21 protein-coding genes are annotated in these 18,865 nt (G+C 71.9%); 7 read left to right on the top strand and 14 right to left on the bottom strand.

Annotated elements, in window-relative coordinates; genetic code table 11:
- Positions 1–8: 8 nt before the first annotated feature.
- Positions 9–863 (bottom strand): enoyl-CoA hydratase-related protein, encoded by an 855-nt coding sequence (locus ACTXG6_RS05040; protein ID WP_445186594.1) that lies wholly within the window; start codon positions 861–863, stop codon positions 9–11.
- 102 nt (positions 864–965) lie between these two features.
- Between ACTXG6_RS05040 and ACTXG6_RS05035 the strand changes: the two genes are divergently transcribed.
- Complete coding sequence (locus tag ACTXG6_RS05035; protein ID WP_445186593.1) at positions 966–1,514, top strand: hypothetical protein; 549 nt, start codon at positions 966–968, stop codon at positions 1,512–1,514.
- On the opposite strand, the gene ACTXG6_RS05030 is transcribed toward ACTXG6_RS05035, so the two are convergent.
- Entirely contained in the window at positions 1,511–2,053 is a 543-nt protein-coding gene (locus ACTXG6_RS05030) for an acyl-CoA dehydrogenase family protein (protein ID WP_445186592.1), read from the bottom strand. The two genes, ACTXG6_RS05035 and ACTXG6_RS05030, sit on opposite strands and share 4 nt — an antisense overlap.
- Positions 2,054–2,083: 30 nt before the next feature.
- On the opposite strand from ACTXG6_RS05030, the gene ACTXG6_RS05025 reads away from it, so the two are divergent.
- Entirely contained in the window at positions 2,084–2,452 is a 369-nt protein-coding gene (locus tag ACTXG6_RS05025) for a hypothetical protein (RefSeq protein WP_445186591.1), read from the top strand.
- Positions 2,453–2,491: 39 nt separating this feature from the next.
- Here the strand turns inward: ACTXG6_RS05025 and ACTXG6_RS05020 are convergent, their stop codons facing one another.
- From ACTXG6_RS05020 to ACTXG6_RS05010, 3 genes are all read right to left on the bottom strand, one after another.
- The gene (locus ACTXG6_RS05020) at positions 2,492–3,814 is read right to left on the bottom strand and encodes an MFS transporter (protein ID WP_445189914.1); all 1,323 of its coding nucleotides are present in this window, start codon (positions 3,812–3,814) and stop codon (positions 2,492–2,494) included.
- Between the two features lie 155 nt (positions 3,815–3,969).
- Positions 3,970–4,419, bottom strand: coding sequence for a hypothetical protein (locus ACTXG6_RS05015; RefSeq protein ID WP_445186590.1), 450 nt, complete (start codon positions 4,417–4,419; stop codon positions 3,970–3,972).
- Positions 4,420–4,521: 102 nt separating this feature from the next.
- Entirely contained in the window at positions 4,522–5,478 is a 957-nt protein-coding gene (locus tag ACTXG6_RS05010) for a ribose-phosphate diphosphokinase (RefSeq protein ID WP_445186589.1), read from the bottom strand.
- 82 nt (positions 5,479–5,560) lie between these two features.
- Between ACTXG6_RS05010 and ACTXG6_RS05005 the strand changes: the two genes are divergently transcribed.
- A complete protein-coding gene (locus tag ACTXG6_RS05005) occupies positions 5,561–6,382 on the top strand; it encodes a methylenetetrahydrofolate reductase (RefSeq protein ID WP_445186588.1) in 822 nt (273 codons plus the stop codon).
- Between the two features lie 15 nt (positions 6,383–6,397).
- On the opposite strand, the gene ACTXG6_RS05000 is transcribed toward ACTXG6_RS05005, so the two are convergent.
- Positions 6,398–6,919, bottom strand: a complete 522-nt coding sequence (locus ACTXG6_RS05000; RefSeq protein WP_445186587.1) for a winged helix-turn-helix transcriptional regulator — start codon at positions 6,917–6,919, stop codon at positions 6,398–6,400.
- A gap of 162 nt (positions 6,920–7,081) precedes the next feature.
- Here ACTXG6_RS05000 and ACTXG6_RS04995 point away from each other — a divergent pair, with 162 nt between their 5' ends.
- Entirely contained in the window at positions 7,082–8,416 is a 1,335-nt protein-coding gene (locus ACTXG6_RS04995) for an MFS transporter (RefSeq protein ID WP_445186586.1), read from the top strand.
- Between the two features lie 149 nt (positions 8,417–8,565).
- Here ACTXG6_RS04995 and ACTXG6_RS04990 read toward each other — a convergent pair whose 3' ends face one another.
- On the bottom strand, positions 8,566–8,991 hold the full coding sequence (locus ACTXG6_RS04990) for a hypothetical protein (RefSeq protein ID WP_445186585.1): 426 nt from the start codon (positions 8,989–8,991) through the stop codon (positions 8,566–8,568).
- Positions 8,992–9,268: 277 nt separating this feature from the next.
- Here ACTXG6_RS04990 and ACTXG6_RS04985 point away from each other — a divergent pair, with 277 nt between their 5' ends.
- Entirely contained in the window at positions 9,269–10,249 is a 981-nt protein-coding gene (locus ACTXG6_RS04985) for an alpha/beta hydrolase family protein (RefSeq protein WP_445186584.1), read from the top strand.
- 126 nt (positions 10,250–10,375) lie between these two features.
- On the opposite strand, the gene ACTXG6_RS04980 is transcribed toward ACTXG6_RS04985, so the two are convergent.
- The gene (locus ACTXG6_RS04980) at positions 10,376–10,654 is read right to left on the bottom strand and encodes a hypothetical protein (protein WP_445186583.1); all 279 of its coding nucleotides are present in this window, start codon (positions 10,652–10,654) and stop codon (positions 10,376–10,378) included.
- 134 nt (positions 10,655–10,788) lie between these two features.
- Between ACTXG6_RS04980 and ACTXG6_RS04975 the strand changes: the two genes are divergently transcribed.
- Together ACTXG6_RS04975 and ACTXG6_RS04970 are read left to right on the top strand one after the other, a co-directional pair.
- A complete protein-coding gene (locus ACTXG6_RS04975) occupies positions 10,789–11,325 on the top strand; it encodes a peptidylprolyl isomerase (RefSeq protein WP_445189913.1) in 537 nt (178 codons plus the stop codon).
- A gap of 101 nt (positions 11,326–11,426) precedes the next feature.
- On the top strand, positions 11,427–12,233 hold the full coding sequence (locus tag ACTXG6_RS04970; RefSeq protein ID WP_445186582.1) for a rhomboid family intramembrane serine protease: 807 nt from the start codon (positions 11,427–11,429) through the stop codon (positions 12,231–12,233).
- 2 nt (positions 12,234–12,235) lie between these two features.
- Here ACTXG6_RS04970 and ACTXG6_RS04965 read toward each other — a convergent pair whose 3' ends face one another.
- From ACTXG6_RS04965 to ACTXG6_RS04940, 6 genes are all read right to left on the bottom strand, one after another.
- On the bottom strand, positions 12,236–12,697 hold the full coding sequence (locus tag ACTXG6_RS04965; RefSeq protein WP_445186581.1) for a PH domain-containing protein: 462 nt from the start codon (positions 12,695–12,697) through the stop codon (positions 12,236–12,238).
- A 54-nt stretch (positions 12,698–12,751) separates the two neighbouring features.
- Entirely contained in the window at positions 12,752–13,036 is a 285-nt protein-coding gene (gene crgA, locus ACTXG6_RS04960; protein ID WP_445186580.1) for a cell division protein CrgA, read from the bottom strand.
- Between the two features lie 113 nt (positions 13,037–13,149).
- Complete coding sequence (locus ACTXG6_RS04955) at positions 13,150–13,782, bottom strand: aminodeoxychorismate/anthranilate synthase component II (protein ID WP_445186579.1); 633 nt, start codon at positions 13,780–13,782, stop codon at positions 13,150–13,152.
- A 37-nt stretch (positions 13,783–13,819) separates the two neighbouring features.
- The gene (gene pknB / locus ACTXG6_RS04950; RefSeq protein ID WP_445186578.1) at positions 13,820–15,793 is read right to left on the bottom strand and encodes a Stk1 family PASTA domain-containing Ser/Thr kinase; all 1,974 of its coding nucleotides are present in this window, start codon (positions 15,791–15,793) and stop codon (positions 13,820–13,822) included.
- Positions 15,794–15,911: 118 nt separating this feature from the next.
- Positions 15,912–17,309, bottom strand: a complete 1,398-nt coding sequence (locus ACTXG6_RS04945; protein WP_445186577.1) for a serine/threonine-protein kinase — start codon at positions 17,307–17,309, stop codon at positions 15,912–15,914.
- A gap of 52 nt (positions 17,310–17,361) precedes the next feature.
- Entirely contained in the window at positions 17,362–18,837 is a 1,476-nt protein-coding gene (locus tag ACTXG6_RS04940) for a peptidoglycan D,D-transpeptidase FtsI family protein (protein ID WP_445186576.1), read from the bottom strand.
- Positions 18,838–18,865 lie beyond the last annotated feature (28 nt).

Genomic DNA, 18,865 nt, shown 5'->3' with positions numbered 1-18,865 from the left:
GGTGCCGGTTAGCGCGGCGACGTCAGCGATTCCGCTGAGTCCGCCCTGGTGAAGCGCGGTGGCCGGCGCTGCAGGAAGGCCGCCACGCCCTCCTCGCAGTCGGCGCCGGCGGCCAGCGCCACGATCGCGCGGCTCTCCGCGTCGGACGCCTCGACGACGGTGCCCGGCCCGGCGCCCAGCAGCGCTCTGGTGGCCGCGACGGCGGCCGGGGAGGTGGTGGCTGCGAGCTCCCGCGCGTACTCCTGGGCGGCCGCGAGCACCTCCCCGACCGGCAGGACGCGGTTCACCAGGCCGCTCCGTTCCGCCTCGACCGCCCCGACGAGCCGCCCGCTGAGCAGCCAGTCCGCCGCCCTCGACGGCCCGACCAACCGGGGCAGGAAGTAGGTCGAGGCGCCCTCCGGACACACCCCGAGGCGGGTGAACGGGAAGCCGAAGCGGGCCGTGTCGGCGGCGAACCGCAGGTCGGCGGCCAGCGTGATGGTGGCGCCGCCGCCGACCGCGTCACCGTTCACGGCGGCGATCACCGGCTTGGTCAGCCCGGTCATCCGCACCGTGACGCGGCCGGCCGGCTCGCGGTATCCCGGCGCCGCGGCGCCGTCGGCGACCAGTTCGGCGCGGATCGAGGCCGGCCCGGCGGTCAGGTCGGCGCCGACGCTGAAGCTGCGCCCGGCGCCGGTCAGCACGATCGCCCGGACGGCGGGGTCGGCGCCGCACTCGCTCAGCGCGGTGATCAGCTGGTCGGCGAAGGCGCCGGTGATTGCGTTGAACCGGCCGCGAGCCAGGGTCAGCGTGGCTACCTCGGCGTGGTCCGCACGGTGAACGGTGCCTTGCTCATCTTCTTCGCTGGAGATGATCCTGACCACCGCTTATCCCCCAGAGATAGAAGCAAAGTTAAGCGCGGTTAGTTTAGGGCGCGGGATGAGATTTGTCGGCGCCGGTCGGGTCAGCGGGAATAGAATTGTGACATGGGTAGCCCCGCGCACCGGCGCGGTGGTCGCCCCGGCGTCTCGGGCGCTCTGGTGGTGGCGGTACTCGTCGCGTTCGGGCTCGGGTGGCTGGGGGCCGTACTCGCCGCCGCCGGCACGTCGACCCGTCCCGCCGCGGCAGCGCCGCCGGCGGCCGGCACCGCGCGCGCGGCACCCGGAGAGCCGGGGGCGCCGACCACCTCGGCCGGCGCCGTGGTTCCCGTCGGCTTCGCCCAGCCGGTGGTCACCTCCACCGGGCTGGCGGTCACCGCGGTGGTCACCAAGGTCAAGGGCGGCGTGCTGCTGACCATCGTCGCGCAGAACCAGGGCAGCCAGCCGATCACCGTGAACACCGCCGACCTGGGCCCCCACGAGGTGACGTTCCGGGGCTCCCCGGTGCCGGTCGAGTTGACGCCCCAGACGAAGAAGCTGGTTCCCGGCGAGGCGCTGGTCTACTCGTGCCGGGTCAGGCTGCCGGACATGAACTCGGGCGAGATGGCGTTCACCGTGGCCGGCATGCCGATCCGCGGCTTCGCCGCCGGCGACTAGCGCGGCCGGCCGCCGGGCTGCTCCGGTGGCAGGCCGAGCAGCAGCCGGCCGGCGTTCTGCCGGGCGAACGGGCTGAATGCGACGTGCCGGGTGGCGACGGTGGCATCGTTCAGGTACCCCGCGAGCACGCTGTCGGCGCGGATGGACGCGGTGCCGGCGGCCTCGTGGGCGAACCGCGCGGCGGCGACAGCGGCCTCGGCGGCCGCACCGAGGGCGAGGGTGGCGCCTGCCTGTGCCGTCGGCCCGACAGTGCCCGCGACGGCGGTCCGCCACACCTCGGCGGCCTGTTCCAGCAGGTAGCTCCGCGCGGCGCTCAGCCTGACCCGCGCCGAGGTGAAGCCGTCCTGGAACCGTTGGTCGTGGATCAGCGGTTGGGCCTGACCGAAGCGCACCTTCGTCCTGGCCAACACGAGCAGTTCGTCCAGTGCGCGCGCGGCGATGCCGAGCGGGACGGCACCGAGCAGTGGGCCGAGTGCGAAGAACGGCACCGCCGCGATGGGGGTCGGCGGACGACACCGCTGGTCGCGGCCTGGGACCACGCCGTCAAGGACGGTCCGGACCCGCGCCCGGTGGTGGAGCAGGAATGGTTCCAGGAGATGATCGCCGCGCCCGACCCGCGCCAGCACCTGCGGCTGCAGGTGGTCGGGTCCCGACAGGTCAAGTCGCGGATCGCGCCGATCATCGAGGCCATCCGGGCGGCGGCTCCGGCCGACGAGGAGATCTCCGCGCTGTGGGAGAAGATGCAGGCGGAGTTCCACGACAACCAGCGACACACCATCGCGGCGCTGCGCCGCAAGGGCCCGCTGCGCTCCGGGCTCACCGAGGACCAGGCCACCGACGTGCTCTACACGCTCAACCACCCGACGCTCTACGACATGCTGGTCGGCCGGCTCGGTGGACGGCGGAGCGCTACGAGAGCTGGCTCGCCGAGACGTTGATCGAGCAGTTGCTCGAGCCGCCGGACCGCGCCGCCGGGGTCACTGGTTGACGGTCTCCAGCCGGCGCCCGGTGGTACGCGGCCCGAGTACCGCGACGTCGACCGCGACGATGGCCATCGCGCCGCACACCACGCTGAACAGAGCACCCACGCCGGCACTGCTCAGCAGCGGTACCAGCACGAACGGCATGGCCGCCGTGGCCAGTCGGGACAGCGCGTAGGTGCCGCTGGCGGCCGTGGAGCGAAGTCCGGTGGGGAAGATCTCCGCCTGGTAGATGTGGTACGAGTTGGAGAACACGTTACTGGTCGCGGTGTACAGGAACCCGAAGATCAGGATCGGGGTCATCGCGTGGGACATCCCGAAGGCGAGCCCGAACAGGGCCATCCCGATGGCCGCCCCGATGATCAGGAACTTGCGCTCGAACCGCTCCACGATCGGCAGCGACAGCGCCGAGCCGACCGGGTAGCCGAGATAGGTCACCGCGGTGAACAGCAGCGACTGGCCGACCGGGAACCCCTTCGCGGCGAGCACCACCGGCACCAGCGTGCCGAAGCCGTAGTAGCCGAGGGTCTGCAGCAGGTGGAACACCAGCATCATCGCGGTGCGCCGGCCGTACGGCGGGCGGAACAGGTTTCGGATCGGCTCGCTCCCGGTGCTGGCGGGGCCGTCGCTCGGGTCCGGGTCGGTCAGCTCGTGGCCCTCGGCCCGCGCCTCGTCCTCGAACCGGGCGGTGATCCGCTCGGCCTCCTCGGTGCGGCCCACCGAGTCCAGCCAGCGCGGCGACTCGGGCAGCCCACGCCGCAGGAAGAACACCACCACTGAACCGAGCGCGCCGATGATGAAGATCCACCGCCAGCCGGCCAGCCCGAGCACGGTGATCTCGAACAGTGAGTGCGCGAGGAACCCGACGAACGGCACCCCGATGAACGAGACGGTGTACGCCCAGGCGATGTAGCGGCCCCGGCGCTGGGCCGGTAGCAGGTCGGTGAGGTAGGCGTCGGCCAGCGGGAGCTCGGCGCCGAGCCCCAGGCCGGCGCAGAAGCGGGTGACCATCAGCCAGACCGCGTTCGGGCTGAACGCGCCGAGCAGCGAGAACACCGAGTACAGCGCCAGGTTGAACAGGAACGCGCCGCGCCGGCCGAACCTGTCGGCGGCCCGCCCGAGCACCAGTGCACCGAGGAACATCCCGATGAACGTCGAGGCCAGCACCGGGGTCAGCGCCGCCTTGGACAGGTGGAACTGCGAGGCGAGCACCCCGCTGAGCACCCCGGCCAGGAAGACCTCGTAGATGTCGAAGAACATGCCGAGACCGACCGCCACCGTCGCCTGCCGGTGGGTTCGGGTGATCGGCAGCCGGTCCATCCGGGTCGCGATCGAGCCGCCGGCCGCCGGGCCGGGACCTCCGGAACCCGCCGCGAGATCGGGCCCGCTGAACTCGGGCATCGGTCCTCCTTGGATCCGGCCAGGTCGCCGAGAACATCATGAGCGTTCCGGTCGCATCCCGCAGGTTGTTCCTCTCAGCTACTCGCCGCCGCCGCCAGCTGTTCGCGCACCCGGCCCAGGGCGGCCTGGTGCGGATCGGTGCCGAGGCGGTCGGCGGTGCGCAACAGTTCCTCGGTGACCGCGCCGATGCCGAGCACCTGGTGCCGCGCCTCGTCGAGCCCGGCGCCGTGCAGCTCGCGGGCCACCGCGTAGGTCACCCCGCCGGCGCTGGCCAGGTAGTCCGGCACCCAGCGGATGCCATGCTCGTGCAGCAGCCGCGCCACGCCGTCGTCGGCGAGCTGGTTGTTCGCCGGGCCGACGATCGCGCGGCAGCGCAGGGCGGGCACCACCTCGGCGGTCAGCTGGCCGCCCAGCGCGGCCGGTACCAGCAGGTCCGCCTCGGCCGTCAGCGCGGCTCCCGGCTCGCACCAGGTGGCGCCGATCTCCGCCGCGACGCCGCGCCGGCTCTCGTCGATGTCGGTCACCAGCAGCTGGGCGCCGTCCCGGGCCAGGTTGCGGGCCAGGTGCGCGCCGACGGTGGCCGCCGCTGACCCGGCACCGGGGCGGCCGGGGCGTGCCCGGTGGCGTCAGTGGCCTTCGAACAGGACGCTCACGGACTCGCCGTTGTGGATCCGGCGGACCGCCTCGGCGAGTGGCCTGGCCACCGACAGCACGGTGAGCTTGGGGTGGCGGTGTGCGTCCGGGATGGGCACCGTGTTGGTGCAGACGATCTCGGCCACGTCGTCCCGGGCGCCGATCCGGTCCAGCGCGCCGTCGGTGAACAGCCCGTGCGTGCAGGCCACCCGGATCGAGGCGACGTCCTGCTCGGCGAGGCGGTCCACCAGTTCGAGGATGGTCGAGCCGCGGGCGATCTCGTCGTCGAGCACGATCACGTCCCGCCCGCGTACCTCGCCGATGATCGAGGTGACCACCACCTTGTCGTCGGAGATCCGCTCCTTGGCCGCCGCCGCTACCGGCAGGCCGAGCCGCCGGGCGAACTTGGCCGCCTCCTTGGCGTTGCCGAGGTCGGGCGAGACCACCACGGAGTTGCGCAGGTCCGCATGGTGGTCCGGGCCCCGGAAGTGCTCGGCCAGCTCGGTCAGCGCGTGCAGGTGGTCGACCGGCACGCTGAAGAAGCCGTGTACCTGCGGCGAGTGCAGCGTCATGGTCAGCACCCGGCCCGCGCCCGCGGTCGCCAACAGGTCGGCCACCAACCGGCCGGCGATGGAGATCCGCGGCGCGCCCTTCTTGTCCGAGCGGGCGTAGGCGTAGTGCGGCATCACCACGGTGATCCGGGCGGCGGACGCACCGCGCGCCGCGTCCAGCATGAGCAGCAGCTCGACCAGGTGCTCCTGCACCGGCGGCACCAGCGGCTGGACGATGAACACGTCCCGCTCCCGGCAGTTCGCCTGCAGCTGGACCTCGAGGCAGTCGTTGGTGAAGCGGACCAGCCGGCTCGGGGCGAGCGGTACCTCGAGGTGCTGGCAGATCGCCGCCGCCAGCTCGGGGTGGGCCGAGCCGCTGAAGATGGTGATCTCGCGCATGACGCCATCGTGCCGCACGGCGACGGGCCGCGGCCGAGCTCGACTGATCAAAGCCTGAACTCTCCGACGGTAATCTTCCCCGATGAGCGGTTTCCGGTTGATCTGTGAGATCGAGCCCCCCACCAGGCCCGACCTGCGGCACGCGCGGCACCAGATCGGCGTGCTCGCACCGGTGGCGGACTCGTTCCTCATCCCGGACAACCACATCGGCCGGGCCACCGTCTCCAGCATCGCGGTGGCGCACGAGGTGGCCGCGATGGGCGGGCGCAGCATCGCCTGCGTCAACTCCCGGGACCGCAACCTGCTCGGGTTCCGCCGCGACCTGCTCACCGCCGCCGCCTACGGGGTGGACCAGTTCCTGTTCGTGCACGGCGACAAACCCACCGCCGGCGGCCGCACCAGCGAGCTCACCGTCCGCACCATGATGGCCGAGGCCCGGTCCACCGCCGAGGATCCGGTGTTCGCCGGCTCGGGCGGGTTCAAAATCGGCGTGGCTGCTGGGCTGAGCCGGCCCTTCCCGGCCTGGAAGCGGTCGGCGGACTTCGTGTTCGCGCAGGTCAGCTACTCGATCCCGACGCTGTTGCGATGGCGTGAGCAGAACCCGATCGACCTGCCGGTCTACGTCGGGGTGATGGTGCTGGCCAGCGCCGGCATGGCGAAGCGGCTGGCGTCGAGCATTCCGGACATCGAGATCCCGGACGAGCTGGTGCGTCGGGTGGAGGCGGATCCGGCGGCGGGCGTGGACGCTGCCTGCGAGCAGGTGCTCGCGCTGCGCGAGACCGGGGCGTTCGCCGGCGTGCACCTCGTGCCGGTCAGCCGGTTCCGCCAGGTCGCCGCCAAGCTGGAGGTCGCGCTGCGCGCGCGTGACGAGCGCTGCGCGACCTACCTGCCGGAGCGGGCCTGACCGGCATGCGGCGGGTCAGGGCGTGAGCGGCGTGAGCAACCGGTGCGGCTGGTAGAGCGCGCGGCTCACCTCGTCGTCGCGCAGCGTCGGGTCGGCGCCCGGCCCGGGGCGGGTCTCCAGCTCAGCGGGTGACGGGATCGCGCCGCAGGCCGGACAGCGCCCGGTCGAGTCGATGTCGGTGGCGCACGGGATGTGGCTGAAGTACCGGCGTCGCCCGCCGGCCGGCGGGTAGTACCGCTCGCCCCACTCGCGCAGCGCGTAGATCGCCGGCCACAGCGCGAGCGCCTGCTCGGTCGTCACGTACTCCTCGCGCCCGGGCCGGTACGGCCGCCGCTCCAGCAGACCCGCGCCGACCAGTGCGGACAGTCGGTCGGCGAGCACCGCGCGCGGGATGTCGAGGCGGCCGCGCAGGTCGGAGAACCGGGTGACGCCGAACAGGCAGTCCCGCAGTACGAGCAGTGTCCAGCGCTCCCCGACGACCTCGAGCGCGCGCGCCAGCGAACAGTCCTGGCGCTGATAGTCCTTGCCCAGAGACATGAGACCACCTTAAGAATTTCGGTCTGGTGACTGAACCTTACCCTTGCTACGGTTCAGTGACCAGACCGAGGAGGGCTCGTGAGCCAGCGCGCGTTTACCGGACCGCAGGCTCACCCTGCCGGACCCGAATCGGCCGGAACGGGAGCGGGGTCGAGCCGCACCGTGCTGCTGGCGGCCCTGGGTACGTTCCTGGCGCTGGTCGCCTTCACACTGCCGATGAGCGCGCTGCCCACGCTGGCCACCGCCTTGCGCGCCGGGCCGGCCGCTCAGACCTGGGTGCTCAGCTCGATGAGCGTCGGGCTGGCCGCCGGGCTGCTGGTCTCCGGTGCGCTCGCCGACGACTTCGGCCGGCGGCGGATGTTCGTGGCCGGGGCCGGAGTTCTCGCGGTGACGCTGGTGATCGGTGCGTCGGTCAGCTCACCGCTGCCGTTCGTGCTGGCCAGGGTCGGCCAGGGGCTGGGCGCGGCGGCTCTGGTCGCGTGCGGGCTCGGCCTGGTCGGGCACACCTTCCCGGCGGGCCCGGCGCGGTCGCGGGCCACCGGGATCTGGGGCGCCAGCGTGGGCGCCGGTATCGCCGCCGGACCGCTGCTGGCCGCGTTGCTGGACAACACGGCGGCCGGCTGGCGGGCCGCCTACCTGCTGGTCGCCGTGCTCACCGTGGCGCTGGGGGTGGCGTCCCGGCTGCTGCTCACCGAGTCCAGGGCGATCCGGTCGCACCCGGTGGACGCGGTGGGCGCCGTGCTGCTGGGAACCGGGCTGAGCGCGCTGCTGGCCGCCCTGGTGACCGGGCGCGACGGCTGGACCCGGCCCACGGTCATCGTGCTGCTGGCCGGTGGAGCGCTGCTGCTGCTGGCATTCGTTTTCGTGGAACGACGCAGCCCGGCGCCGTTGCTGGACCTCGCCCTGTTCGGCCGCCCCGACTTCGTGGCCGCCACCGCCGCCGGGCTGGCCACCGGGCTGGGCGTGATCGCCGTGATGTCGCTGGTGTCCACCGTCATCGAGCGTGGCCTCGGCGGCAGCCCGGTCATGGGTGCGCTGGCGTTGTTGGCCTGGTCCGGGGTCAGCGTGTTCACCGCGCTCGCGGCTCGGCGGCTGCCGGCCCGGGTGGACGGCGACATGCAACTGGCGGCCGGGCTGCTGGTGGTGGCCGCCGGACTGGCCACGCTCGCCGGCCTGCATCCCGGTGACGGACTCGGCCGGCTGCTACCCGGGCTGGTCGTCGCCGGGCTGGGCAGTGGGGTGCTGAACGCCGCGCTGGGTCGCCAGGCGGTGTCCAGCGTGCCGGCCGGCCGCGCCGGGATGGGCAGCGGCGCGAACAACACCGCGCGCTATCTCGGTTCAGCGGTCGGGGTGACCATCGCCGCGGTGCTGGCCACCCGGCCGGTCGCCGGCGGTCTGCTGGTCGGCTGGAACGCCGCGGTGCTGGTCAGCGTGCTGTTCTCGGTACTGGGTGCGGCGGTCGTGCTCGGCTGCCTGCGGTGGCGCCGGGTCGCCTAGCCCCGCAGGCCGGCGAGCCCGGGCCGGCCGGGACAACAAGATGACGCGCCCCGAGCGCCGCGCCGGTCTCGGGGAACCGGGGCGCTCGGAGCGCGTCACATGGTGCGCCGCAGAAACGGCGACTCACATTGTGCTGGTGGGGAGCCGGTTCAGACCGAGTGGCCGAAGAACTGGGCGTCGCCCTTGTGGACGCTGTTGTGCTTCGCCTGGCACGGGTGCTGGACCTTGTTGTGCCCGGGCACGTCTTCGCTGCCGTCGAAGCCGTAGCAGTGGCGGGCGTCGTGCTTGCTGTACGAGGCGGTCTTGACCTTCGGCGCCTCGAGGTTCATCAGGTTGTTGTGCAGGCCGGGCGGGTTGTTCGCGTCGCCGGTCAGCGGCGGGGTCTTCGAAGCCTGGTTGTCCAGGTTGTCCGACTGGTCCGAGTCGCCGGTGCTGCTGCTGCTGGTCGACTGGTCCTGTGCGTTCTGGTCCAGGTTCGCGCTCGGTGCGGCGGTGGTGATGAGTGCCATGCCGAGTGTCGCCATGCACGCGGCGGCCACGACGGCCCGGACGGTCCGGTGGATGTACTGGTTCATGTTCTGAATCCCTTCCCAGAGGCCTGGGCGTCGTCGAAAGCAGTCGGTCGCTTCGTAACCACAACGAGTAATCGGCGCTCGCGGTGTGATCAGCTGCACGGAACTAGATGAGTTCACCCATATCGGTGGCATAACGGTCTGATCTCAGACCTGACATCCTTGATCCGTGGTCGTTCTGCTCGCATTAGGCGTGCTCCTGGGCGTGACGGGCTGGTACTACTCGAGCGTCCTGCTCCGGCCCGTTCGTGATCTTCAGTATCCGGATCAGGTGGTAGCGGTGCGTGACGGCGAGGTCTGGCTCAGGCCCAGCCGCTGGGCCGGCCAGCCGGGCGACTGGGGGCTGCGCTGGCCCGGTGGGCTGGCTGTCGTCGGGCCGGTGACCGGGGAGGCCGAGACGGTGCTGCGCCGCCCGCTGCGGGCCGGCAGCGCGGCACCACCGCTCGGCCCGGTGGTGCTGGACGCCGGCCCTTTCGACCCGGACCCGGGTGCGCGCGGGCTGCCCTTCCAGACCGTCGGCGTGCACACCCCGCTCGGTGACTGCCCGGCGTGGCTGGTGCCGGCGGCGGGCACGACCTGGGTGATCGCGGTGCACGGCCGCGGCGCGGACCGGCGGGAATGCCTGCGGGTGCTGCCGGTTCCGCACCGGCTCGGCCACCCGGTGCTGGCCATCTCCTACCGCAACGACGTCGACGCGCCGGCCAGCCCGGACGGGCACTACCACCTCGGCGACACCGAGTGGCAGGACCTGGCGGCGGCGGTCGACTACGCGCTGGCCCACGGCGCGACCGGGTTGGTGCTCTACGGCTGGTCGATGGGCGCGGCGATCATCGGCGCGTACCTGGACCGGGCCCCCGAGGCGACGGTCGCGCTGGTGCGGGCGGTGGTGTGGGACAGCCCGCTGCTGGACTGGCGGGCCACGCTGCGCCAGCAGGCCACCCTGCGCCACCTGCCACCCGGCCTGACCTCACTGGCTACGGTGGTGACCCGGCACCGGATCGGCATCGACTTCGACCGGTTCGACCTGCTCCGGCGGCCGCCGGCCCGGCGGCCGCCGACACTGCTGTTCCACGGCGACGTGGACACCGCCGTCCCGGTGGGACCGAGCCGGGCGCTTGCGGCCTCAGCGCCCCGGCTGGGCTGGCCGCTGCGGTACGTGGAGGTGCCGGGTGCGGAGCACACCGCCAACTGGAACGTGGACCCCGCCGGCTACGAGTCCGCGGTTGCGGACTTCCTCACTGAGCACGCGCCTACGGCTTGACGTGCCGCCCGACAGTCCTTTGCGTAGTCCTTTGCTCTGCGCACATATACGCAACACGGGGTCGGTCCGGCGCCTGTTGCGTATACCTACGCAGAGCAAAGCGCCGGGAATCCCACTCGGAAGCGGTCAGTGCCCTGCGTCCGAGGGGCTCGGAGCGCGACCGTTCGTCGTGTTCGCCGCCGGTACCGGGGTGGCCGGCGCGGACAGCGGTCCCAGCTCAGCGGGCCGCCGGGACAGCATCGCCCAGATCGCCGCGCCGGCCGCGGTGACGAACAGCCCGACCCAGAGCAAGCGGCGGCGCACCCGGTCGGGCGCCGGACCGGGGTCGAGCCGGCCGGTCAGCTCGCGGCGCGCATCGCGCAGGCGCCCGGGCAGATCCAGCTCGGCTGTGTTGGTGCGACTCACGCTGATGACCTCTCGACGCCGGTTTCGAGCGGCTCGTCCATGGCCCGCCGCTGGGCCGCTGCTGGCCCGCCGCTGGGCCGCCGCTGGGCCGCCGCTACCTGTCGGCCCGACGGTACTCTCGAGGTGATGGCACGATATGCGCCGTGACTCAACCAGACATTGACAAGACCGCGACGCTGCACACCTCGGCGGGCGACATCCGGGTGGTGCTGTTCCCGGACCATGCCCCGAAGACAGTGGCCAACTTCGTCGGGCTGGCCAAGGGCACCAAGAACTACTCACAGCCCAACGCCGGCGGGGCGAGCTCGGGGCCGTTCTACGACGGCTCGATCTTCCACCGGGTGATCTCCGGCTTCATGATCCAGGGTGGCGACCCGACCGGCACCGGGCGCGGTGGCCCCGGCTTCCAGTTCGAGGACGAGTTCCACCCGGAGCTGCGCTTCGACCGGCCCTACCTGCTGGCAATGGCCAACGCCGGCCCCGGCACCAACGGCTCGCAGTTCTTCATCACCCTCGGCCCGACGCCGCACCTGAACCGCCGCCACACCATCTTCGGCGAGGTGGCCGACGCGGAGTCCCGCGCGGTGGTGGACGCCATCGGCAGCACCCAGACCGGCGCCCAGGACCGCCCGGTGCGCGACGCGGTCATCGAGCGGATCGAGGTCCCCTGATCGATCCGACCACACCGCCAACCGGTGGTGCGCAGCCCGCTCCGCCGCCGGGACCGGTGAGCTGTACCCGGCATCCCGAGCGGCGGACCGGGCTGTCCTGCGTGCGCTGTGAGCGGCCGTTCTGCCCACAGTGCCTGCGGGAGGCCTCGGTCGGCTACCAGTGCGTGGAGTGCGTCGGTGCCGCCGCGCCGACCGGGCCCCGGCCGCCGCGAGCTTCGGCGCCGGCGCCGAGGTACGGGCGGACGGTCGCCGGCGCCACGCTGGCGGCCAAGCCGGTCACCGTGGCGGCACTGATCGTGCTGAACGTGGCGGTGTTCTTCTGGACGGTGGTGCAGGCCGCGAGCCTGTCCAACAATGCGGTCGCGCCACTGTTCCAGGCCTGGTCGCTGCAGCCGACCGAGGTGGCGGCGGGGCAGTGGTGGCGACTGTTCACCGCCGGTTTCCTGCACTTCGGGCCGCTGCACCTGGCGTTCAACATGGTGGCCCTGTGGGTGATCGGCAAGGAGTTGGAGCCGGTCCTCGGTCGGGTCCGGTTCCTGGCGCTCTACCTGGTCGGGCTGCTCGGCGGCTCGGCGGCGCCGTTCCTGTTCGGCTCGGTGAACTCGCAGGTGGCCGGGGCGTCCGGCGCGGTGTTCGGGCTGATGGGCGGCCTGGCGGTGGTGCTGCGCCGGATGAAGCTGTCGGCCCGCCCGGCGTTGACGCTGATCGGGCTCAACCTGGTGCTCAGCTTCGTGGTGCCGGACATCTCGATCCTCGGCCACCTCGGTGGGCTGGTCGCCGGCGCGATCGGCACCGTGGTGCTCGTCTACGCCCCGGCCCGCAACCGCAACGGCTGGCAGGCCGGCGGTATCGCCGCGCTGGTCGTAGTCCTGCTACTGATCATGGAACTGCGCGCCGTCACGCTCTAGCTCTAGATCGGGCGGCGCAGGCTGTCCAGCGTGTCGGCCACCTCCCTGGGATCTGTCCCCAGGTCGAGCCAGCTGAACACCAGCAGCCCCTCGTCGTCGGCCCCTGAGCCCCGGGTCTCGATCTCCAGGCTCGGCACGTCACGGCCGAATCGCCGGGTGTGCACAAGTCGGACCCGGCTGACCTGTGCCCAGTCGAATTCCTTGGCGCTGAGCGGGCCGCGTACCCGCAGGCCGGCGCGGTCGGCGGCGAGCCGGGGGCGCGCCACACTGCCGAACAGCGCCGCCGAGCCCAGGACCAGCACGGTTACCCCGGCCAGCAACCGCCCGGTCGGCTCGCTGGTGCCCAGCGTGCACCAGAACAGCGCCGCCAGGGCACCGAGCCAGCCGACTACGACCAGCGCCGCGGGTGGTGCCCACCGGAAGTTGTGCACAGCCGGCGAACCCGGCGTCGCGGAGTTATCCACAGGAGTTGTCCCCAGTGTGGACGAGTTACAGGCGTGTAGTTACCGGGCTGTGGGTCAACGCCACCGCATGGTCATCAGCAGCCCGACAATGATCATCACGAAGCCGACGACGAAGTTGTAGTTGAACCCGGAGCCGTCGCCACCCAGCGCGATCATGAAGCCGATCTTGTCGCCGGCCAGGTAGTTGACCACCAACCAGGCAAGCCCGAGCACCATGAAGCCGAGCATCACCCCGACGTAGACGGGGCTGGACGGGCCGGCGGCGCGGACCTGCGCCGGTGTCGGCTTCTCCTTCGGCGGCGTGTAGACCGCCTTCTTGCGAACCTTGGACTTAGGCATCTCGTCCTCGACTGATCTCGACGGCGTGCAGGGACAGCGGCGGCCACCGCCCGGGCGGACCCGGGCAGTGCACCGCGTTGACGTCACGGTACCGCGCGCGGGGTAGGCCTCGGTCAGGCCTCGATGAGTGCCGCTACCTCAGCGGACAGACGCGCCACCAGCGGCTCCGGCACCGGGTGGCCGCAGCTGGCCATCCAGTTCGCCAGCATCCGGTGGCCGCCCTCGGTGAGCACCGACTCGGGGTGGAACTGCACGCCCTCCACCGGCAGCTCGCGGTGCCGCAGTGCCATGATCACGCCGCTCTCGGTGCGCCCGGTGACCTCGAGTACGTCGGGTACCGAGTCCGGCCGGACGGTCAGCGAGTGGTACCGGGTGGCGGTGAACGGATCGGGCAGCCCACTCAGCACGCCGGCGCCGTCATGGTGCACCTGCGACGTCTTGCCGTGCAGCAGCTCGGGCGCCCGCTCGACCACGCCGCCCCACACCGCGCCGATCGCCTGGTGACCGAGGCACACGCCGAGCACCGGAACCCGCAGCTGGGCGCAGTGCCGGATGAGCGCCATGCTGGAGCCGGCCCGCTCCGGGGTGCCCGGCCCGGGACTGATCAGCACCCCGTCCACGCCGTCGACCTCGTCCATCGACACGACGTCGTTGCGCCGCACCGTGGTGGTGGCGCCGAGCTGGGCCAGGTACTGCACCAGGTTGTAGACGAAGCTGTCGTAGTTGTCGATCACCAGGACGCGCATGGAACCAGCATCCCGCACGGCGGCCCCGGCGCGCACGTCAGTTGCCGGATCCGCCGGTGTTGTTGTTGTTCGAGCGGTTCCCGCTGCTGCTGTTGCTACTGCTGCTCGAGGTGCCGGAGTACTGGCCGACCGCGAGCTGTACCGAACCCTCGGGGTCAACGCCCTGGTTCGGCGCCACCGACTGGGAGACCACCACGTCGGCCAGGCTCGGGTTGGACACGCTCGTCTTGGTGAACTGGATGTCACCGTCGAAGCCGGCGCTCTTGAGAGCCGTGCGTGCGTCGGCCGCGGTCAGGTTGCGCACGTCGGGCATCTTGATCTGGTTGCCCCGGGAGACGTACAGGGTGACCGTCCCGCCGATCGCCACCTGCTGGTTGGCGGCCGGGCTGGTCTTCAGCACGGTGTCCCGGTCGCCCGGGCCGTCGACCTGGGTGGCGTTCCACTGCAGACCCATGTTGGTCAGCTGCAGCTCGGCCTGGTCGATCGCGAGCCCGGTCAGCTGCGGCACGGTGAGGGTGTTCTGCTTGGTGCCGGTGGTCAGGGTCACCTGGGTGCCGCCGGCGACCGTGGCGCCCGCCTTCGGATCCTGGTCGACCACCTTGTCCACCTGGCTCGGGTCCGTGGTGGGTTTGGTGTTGGTGTTGGTGGAGGCGACCAGGCCGTTGGCCTGTAGCAGCTGGGCGGCCTCGCTGGTCGTCTTGCCGCTCAGGTCCGGCACCTTGGCCTGCGCCGGGCCGGTGCTGATGAACAGGGTGACCTGGCTGCCCTTGGCCGCCTTCTCCAGGCCGGCCGGGTCGGTGCGGGTGGCCTGGTTGATCGGCACGTTGGTGGAGGACTCACGCTGGATGTTGGGCAGGAAACCGGCGTTGCTCAGCGACTCCCTGGCCGCCTCCTGCAGCTGGCCGGTCACGTTCGGCACCGCCACCTGCTCCGGAGAGCCCGGGCCACCGAACAGCTTGGTGGCCACGAATGCGATCACCGCGATCAGCGCGGCCACCCCGACGCCGATGGCGATCATCCGGGTGGTGCCGCGGCCCGCCTGGCCGTCGTCGGCGTAGTCGGTCTGCGCGGCGTGCCGGGTGCTCGGCGCGTGCAGCCGCCGGGTAGCGCCGCCGCCGCCGTGCAGCAGCGCGGTGCGCTCCTCGTCGCTCATCACCTGCGGCGCCAGCGGACGTTGCCCGCGCAGTACCCGGACCAGGTCCGAGCGCATCTCGGCGGCGGACTGGTACCGGTTGGCCGGGTTCTTGCTCATCGCCTTGAGCACGATGGAGTCGAGCTCCGCCGGCACGTCCGGGTTGACCTCGGACGGGCGTCGGACGTCCTCCCGGACGTGCTGGTAGGCCACCGCGACCGGGGAGTCGCCGGAGAACGGCGGCTCGCCGGTGAGCAGCTCGAACAGCACGCAGCCGGCCGCGTAGACGTCGCTGCGGGCGTCCACCGCCTCGCCCCTGGCCTGCTCAGGGCTCAGGTACTGCGCGGTGCCGATGACCGCCGCGGTCTGGGTCATGTTCTGGCCGTCGGCCAGCGCGCGCGCGATGCCGAAGTCCATCACCTTGACCGCGCCGCCGCGGGTGATCATGACGTTCGCCGGCTTGACGTCGCGGTGGATGATGCCGTGCCGGTGGCTGAAGTCCAGTGCGGCGCAGACGTCGGCCATCACTTCCATGACCCGCTGCTGGGACAGCGGGCCCGTGCCCTTCACGATCTCCCGCAGGGTCTGCCCGTCGACGAACTCCATCACGATGTACGGCAGCGTGCCGAACTCGCTCTCGGTCTCGCCGGTGTCGTACACCGCCACGATGGCCGGGTGGTTCAGCGCCGCCGCGTTCTGCGCCTCACGCCGGAAGCGCAGCTGGAACTGGGGGTCGCGGGCCAGGTCCGCGCGAAGCACCTTGACCGCCACGTCGCGGCTCAGACGGACGTCCCGGCCCTTGTGCACCTCGGACATGCCGCCATAGCCGAGCGTGTCGCCCAGCTCGTAGCGCTCGGAAAGCAGGCGCGGGGTGGTCATCGGTGATTTTTCCTGGGGGTCTCGAGGGTGCGTTCATCATGCCTGGTGCACGCCCCGGCAACGATACTGGCCGCGGTCGCCGGCCCGTTGCGGTCGGTGACCTGCGCATTCTGGGTCATCACTGTTGTGCGCACGTGATCGTCACCACCGTTCCCTTACGCAGCGTGCCCGCTGGACTCACATCAGTGACCATGCACAGTGCCGGCGTGGTCGGCGCCAGGCCCTGCATCGTGCGGGCCTGGGTGAGTAACCCGTTGTTCTGTAGTTCGAACTGGACCGCGGTGACCGGCCGGCCGCTGTAGCCGGCCGGGTCCACCAACACGCTGTCCGCCGACACCGAGGTGTTGGCCCCCGGCGGCGCGGTGGCCGCCGGGGGAGGCCGTTGGAGCACGCCGTCCGAACTCACCGCCTGCCGGACCACCAGCACCCCGATCGCCACGGCGGCCGCGGTGAGCACCACGAACGCCACGGTGAGCCCGCCCCGTCCTCCGCGCACCGGCGCCGGCAGCGGGCGCAGCCTGCCGGACTGGTTGCCGGGCAGCGGCGGCAGCCCGGGCGCGGCGAGCCCGGACAGCGCCAGCCCGTCACTGGACGGCCCGGTGACCCGGTCGTGCGAGCCCGACGCCACGATCGGCCGGGGGCCGGCGCCCACCAGGGGTGGGGTGCCCGGGGTCGGCGGCGGCTGGCCGCGCCGCACGGCGGCCACCGCGGCGGCGAACTCACCGCCGTCGGAGTAGCGCCGCCGAGGGTCCTTGACCAGGGCGATCGCAATCAGCGCGCGGATGTTGGTGGGGATGTCGGTCGACAGCTGCGGCACCGGGTCGTTGATGTGCATCATGGCGACCTTGACCGGGCTCTCGTCCTGGAACGGCCGATGCCCGGCCAGGCACTCGTAGCCGACCACACCCAGGGAGTAGACGTCGCTCGCCGGCCCGGCCTCGGCGCCTCTGGCCTGCTCCGGGGCGATGTAGTGCGCGGTGCCCATCACCATGCCGGACGCGGTCACCGGCGCGGCCGCCAACGCCTTCGCGATGCCGAAGTCGGTGAGCTTCACCGTGCCGTCTTCGGAGAGCAGGATGTTGCCCGGTTTCACGTCGCGGTGCACGAAGCCCTTGGAGTGCGCGGCCTGCAGTGCCCGGCCGGCCTGTTCCAGCAGGTCCAGGGTGAGTACCGGGCCGAGTTTGCCCCGGGTGGCCAGCCGGGCGGACAGCGGCTCGCCGCGCACCAGCTCCATCACGATGTACGCGGTGGGGGTGCCGTCCGGGGTGATGTCCTCGCCGTAGTCGTGCACGCCGGCGATGCCCCGGTGGTTGATCGACGCGGCGATCCGGGCTTCGGTGCGGAAGCGCTCCAGGAACTCCGGGTCGGAGCCGATCTCCGGCTTCAGCACCTTGATCGCGACCGTGCGGCCGAGCCGCTCGTCGGCGGACTCCCACACCTCGCCCATGCCACCGACCGCGATGCGGTGGTTCAGCTGGTAGCGCTCGGCGATGTGGTCGCCCGGCTTCAGTGCCATCAGGTATCGCCAGCCGTCAGTACAGCCGTCAGCCCGGCCATCAGTACAGCCATCAGCGCCCGCCACCGCCACCCAGCGCGGCGGCGATCACCGCGCGTCCGATCGGCGCGGCCACCGAACCACCGGTGGCCTCCAGCGCCCGGTCACCGCCATTCTCCACCACAACGGCCACCGCGACCTGCGGATTCTCCGCCGGTGCGAACGCCACGTACAAGGCGTGCGGCGGGGTCTGCTTCGGCGTGTTGCCGTGCTCGGCGGTGCCGGTCTTGGACGCGATCTGCACTCCCGCGATCTTCCCACCGCCCTGGGTGCGATTCTCTGAGCCGATCATCAGTTGGGTGATGGTCTGTGCCACGTCGGCGGGGATGGCCCGGCCGGCCCGGTCCGGGTCGGTGGTGTCCAGCGTCGACAGGTCCGGTGCCTGGATGGACTTGACCAGGTACGGCGTCATCCGCACGCCGCCGTTGGCGATGGCGGCCACGATCTCGGCGTCCTGCAGCGGGGTGAGCGCCACGTCCCGCTGGCCGATGCCGGACTGGTACAGCGCGGCGGTGTCCGGGATGGCGCCGATGGTGGAGGCCGCGACCGGCATGGGGATGGCCAGGTCGGTCTCGCCGATGCCGAACTGCTCGGCCTGGGTACGCAGCTTCGACTGGCCGACCTGACCGGTGAGGGTGGCGAACGCGGTGTTGCAGGAACGAGCCAGCGCGTCGGCCAGGGTCGCTGTGGGGCCGGCTCCGCAGGGGGTGCCGGCGAAGTTCTCCAGCGTCGTGTTGGTGCCCGGCAGGGTGACCCTGGAGGCGGCGGTGAGCGGGCTGTCCGGGGTGAACCCGTCCTGCAGCGCGGCGGCCGTGTCCACCAGCTTGAACGTCGAGCCGGGTGGGTAGGTCACCGAGATGGCCCGGTTGATCAGGGTCGGCGGGTTGTCGGCGGCGTACTGCGTCCAGGCGTTCTTCTGCACCTCGGCGTTGTGGTTGGCCAGCGGGGTCGGGTCGAAGGACGGGGTGGACACCATCGCCAGGATCTCCCCGGTGGCCGGCCGCAGTGCGACCACCGCCCCGGCGAACTTCTTGGCGTTCATCGCGTCGAAGGCGACCTTCTGCACCTGCGGGTCGATGGTGAGCACCACGTTGCCGCCGCTCGGGTCCCGGCCGGTGATCAGGTCGGACAGCCGGCGCACGAACAGCCGGTCGTCGGAGCCGTTGAGCACGCCGTCCTCGGCCCGCTCGATGCCGTTGGACGCGTAGATCACCGAGTAGTAGCCGGTGAGCGCGGCGTAGAGCGGCCCGTTGGCGTACTGGCGCTGGTAGCGCAGCCGGTCGTCGGTCTCCACGCTGTTGGCCAGCACCTGCCCGCCGGCGCTGATCTGGCCGCGCTTGCGGGCGTACTCGCCCAGCAGCACCCGTTGGTTGCGCGGGTCGTTGCGATAGTCGCTCGCCTTCACCACCTGCACATACGTGAGGTTGGCGAGCAGCATCATGATCATCACCATCACGGCGATGGCGACTCGGCGGACCGGTGTGTTCACCGCCGCGCCCCGACCCTGGACGGCCGCC

The sequence above is a fragment of the Pseudonocardia sp. Cha107L01 genome (genome assembly GCF_052566575.1).
Note: the sequence above shows the minus strand (reverse complement) of the source record. Positions and strands in the feature narration are given on the sequence as shown.

Bases quoted from the DNA above. Each gene is read 5' to 3' on its own strand.
- ACTXG6_RS05035 (WP_445186593.1), top strand. From the start codon at position 966: ATGGGTAGCCCCGCGCACCGGCGCGGTGGTCGCCCCGGCGTCTCGGGC.
- ACTXG6_RS05020 (WP_445189914.1), bottom strand. From the start codon at position 3,814: ATGGACCGGCTGCCGATCACCCGAACCCACCGGCAGGCGACGGTGGCG.
- ACTXG6_RS05010 (WP_445186589.1), bottom strand. From the start codon at position 5,478: ATGCGCGAGATCACCATCTTCAGCGGCTCGGCCCACCCCGAGCTGGCG.
- ACTXG6_RS05005 (WP_445186588.1), top strand. From the start codon at position 5,561: ATGAGCGGTTTCCGGTTGATCTGTGAGATCGAGCCCCCCACCAGGCCC.
- ACTXG6_RS05000 (WP_445186587.1), bottom strand. From the start codon at position 6,919: ATGTCTCTGGGCAAGGACTATCAGCGCCAGGACTGTTCGCTGGCGCGC.
- ACTXG6_RS04990 (WP_445186585.1), bottom strand. From the start codon at position 8,991: ATGAACCAGTACATCCACCGGACCGTCCGGGCCGTCGTGGCCGCCGCG.
- crgA (WP_445186580.1), bottom strand. From the start codon at position 13,036: ATGCCTAAGTCCAAGGTTCGCAAGAAGGCGGTCTACACGCCGCCGAAG.
- ACTXG6_RS04955 (WP_445186579.1), bottom strand. From the start codon at position 13,782: ATGCGCGTCCTGGTGATCGACAACTACGACAGCTTCGTCTACAACCTG.
- pknB (WP_445186578.1), bottom strand. From the start codon at position 15,793: ATGACCACCCCGCGCCTGCTTTCCGAGCGCTACGAGCTGGGCGACACG.
- ACTXG6_RS04945 (WP_445186577.1), bottom strand. From the start codon at position 17,309: ATGGCACTGAAGCCGGGCGACCACATCGCCGAGCGCTACCAGCTGAAC.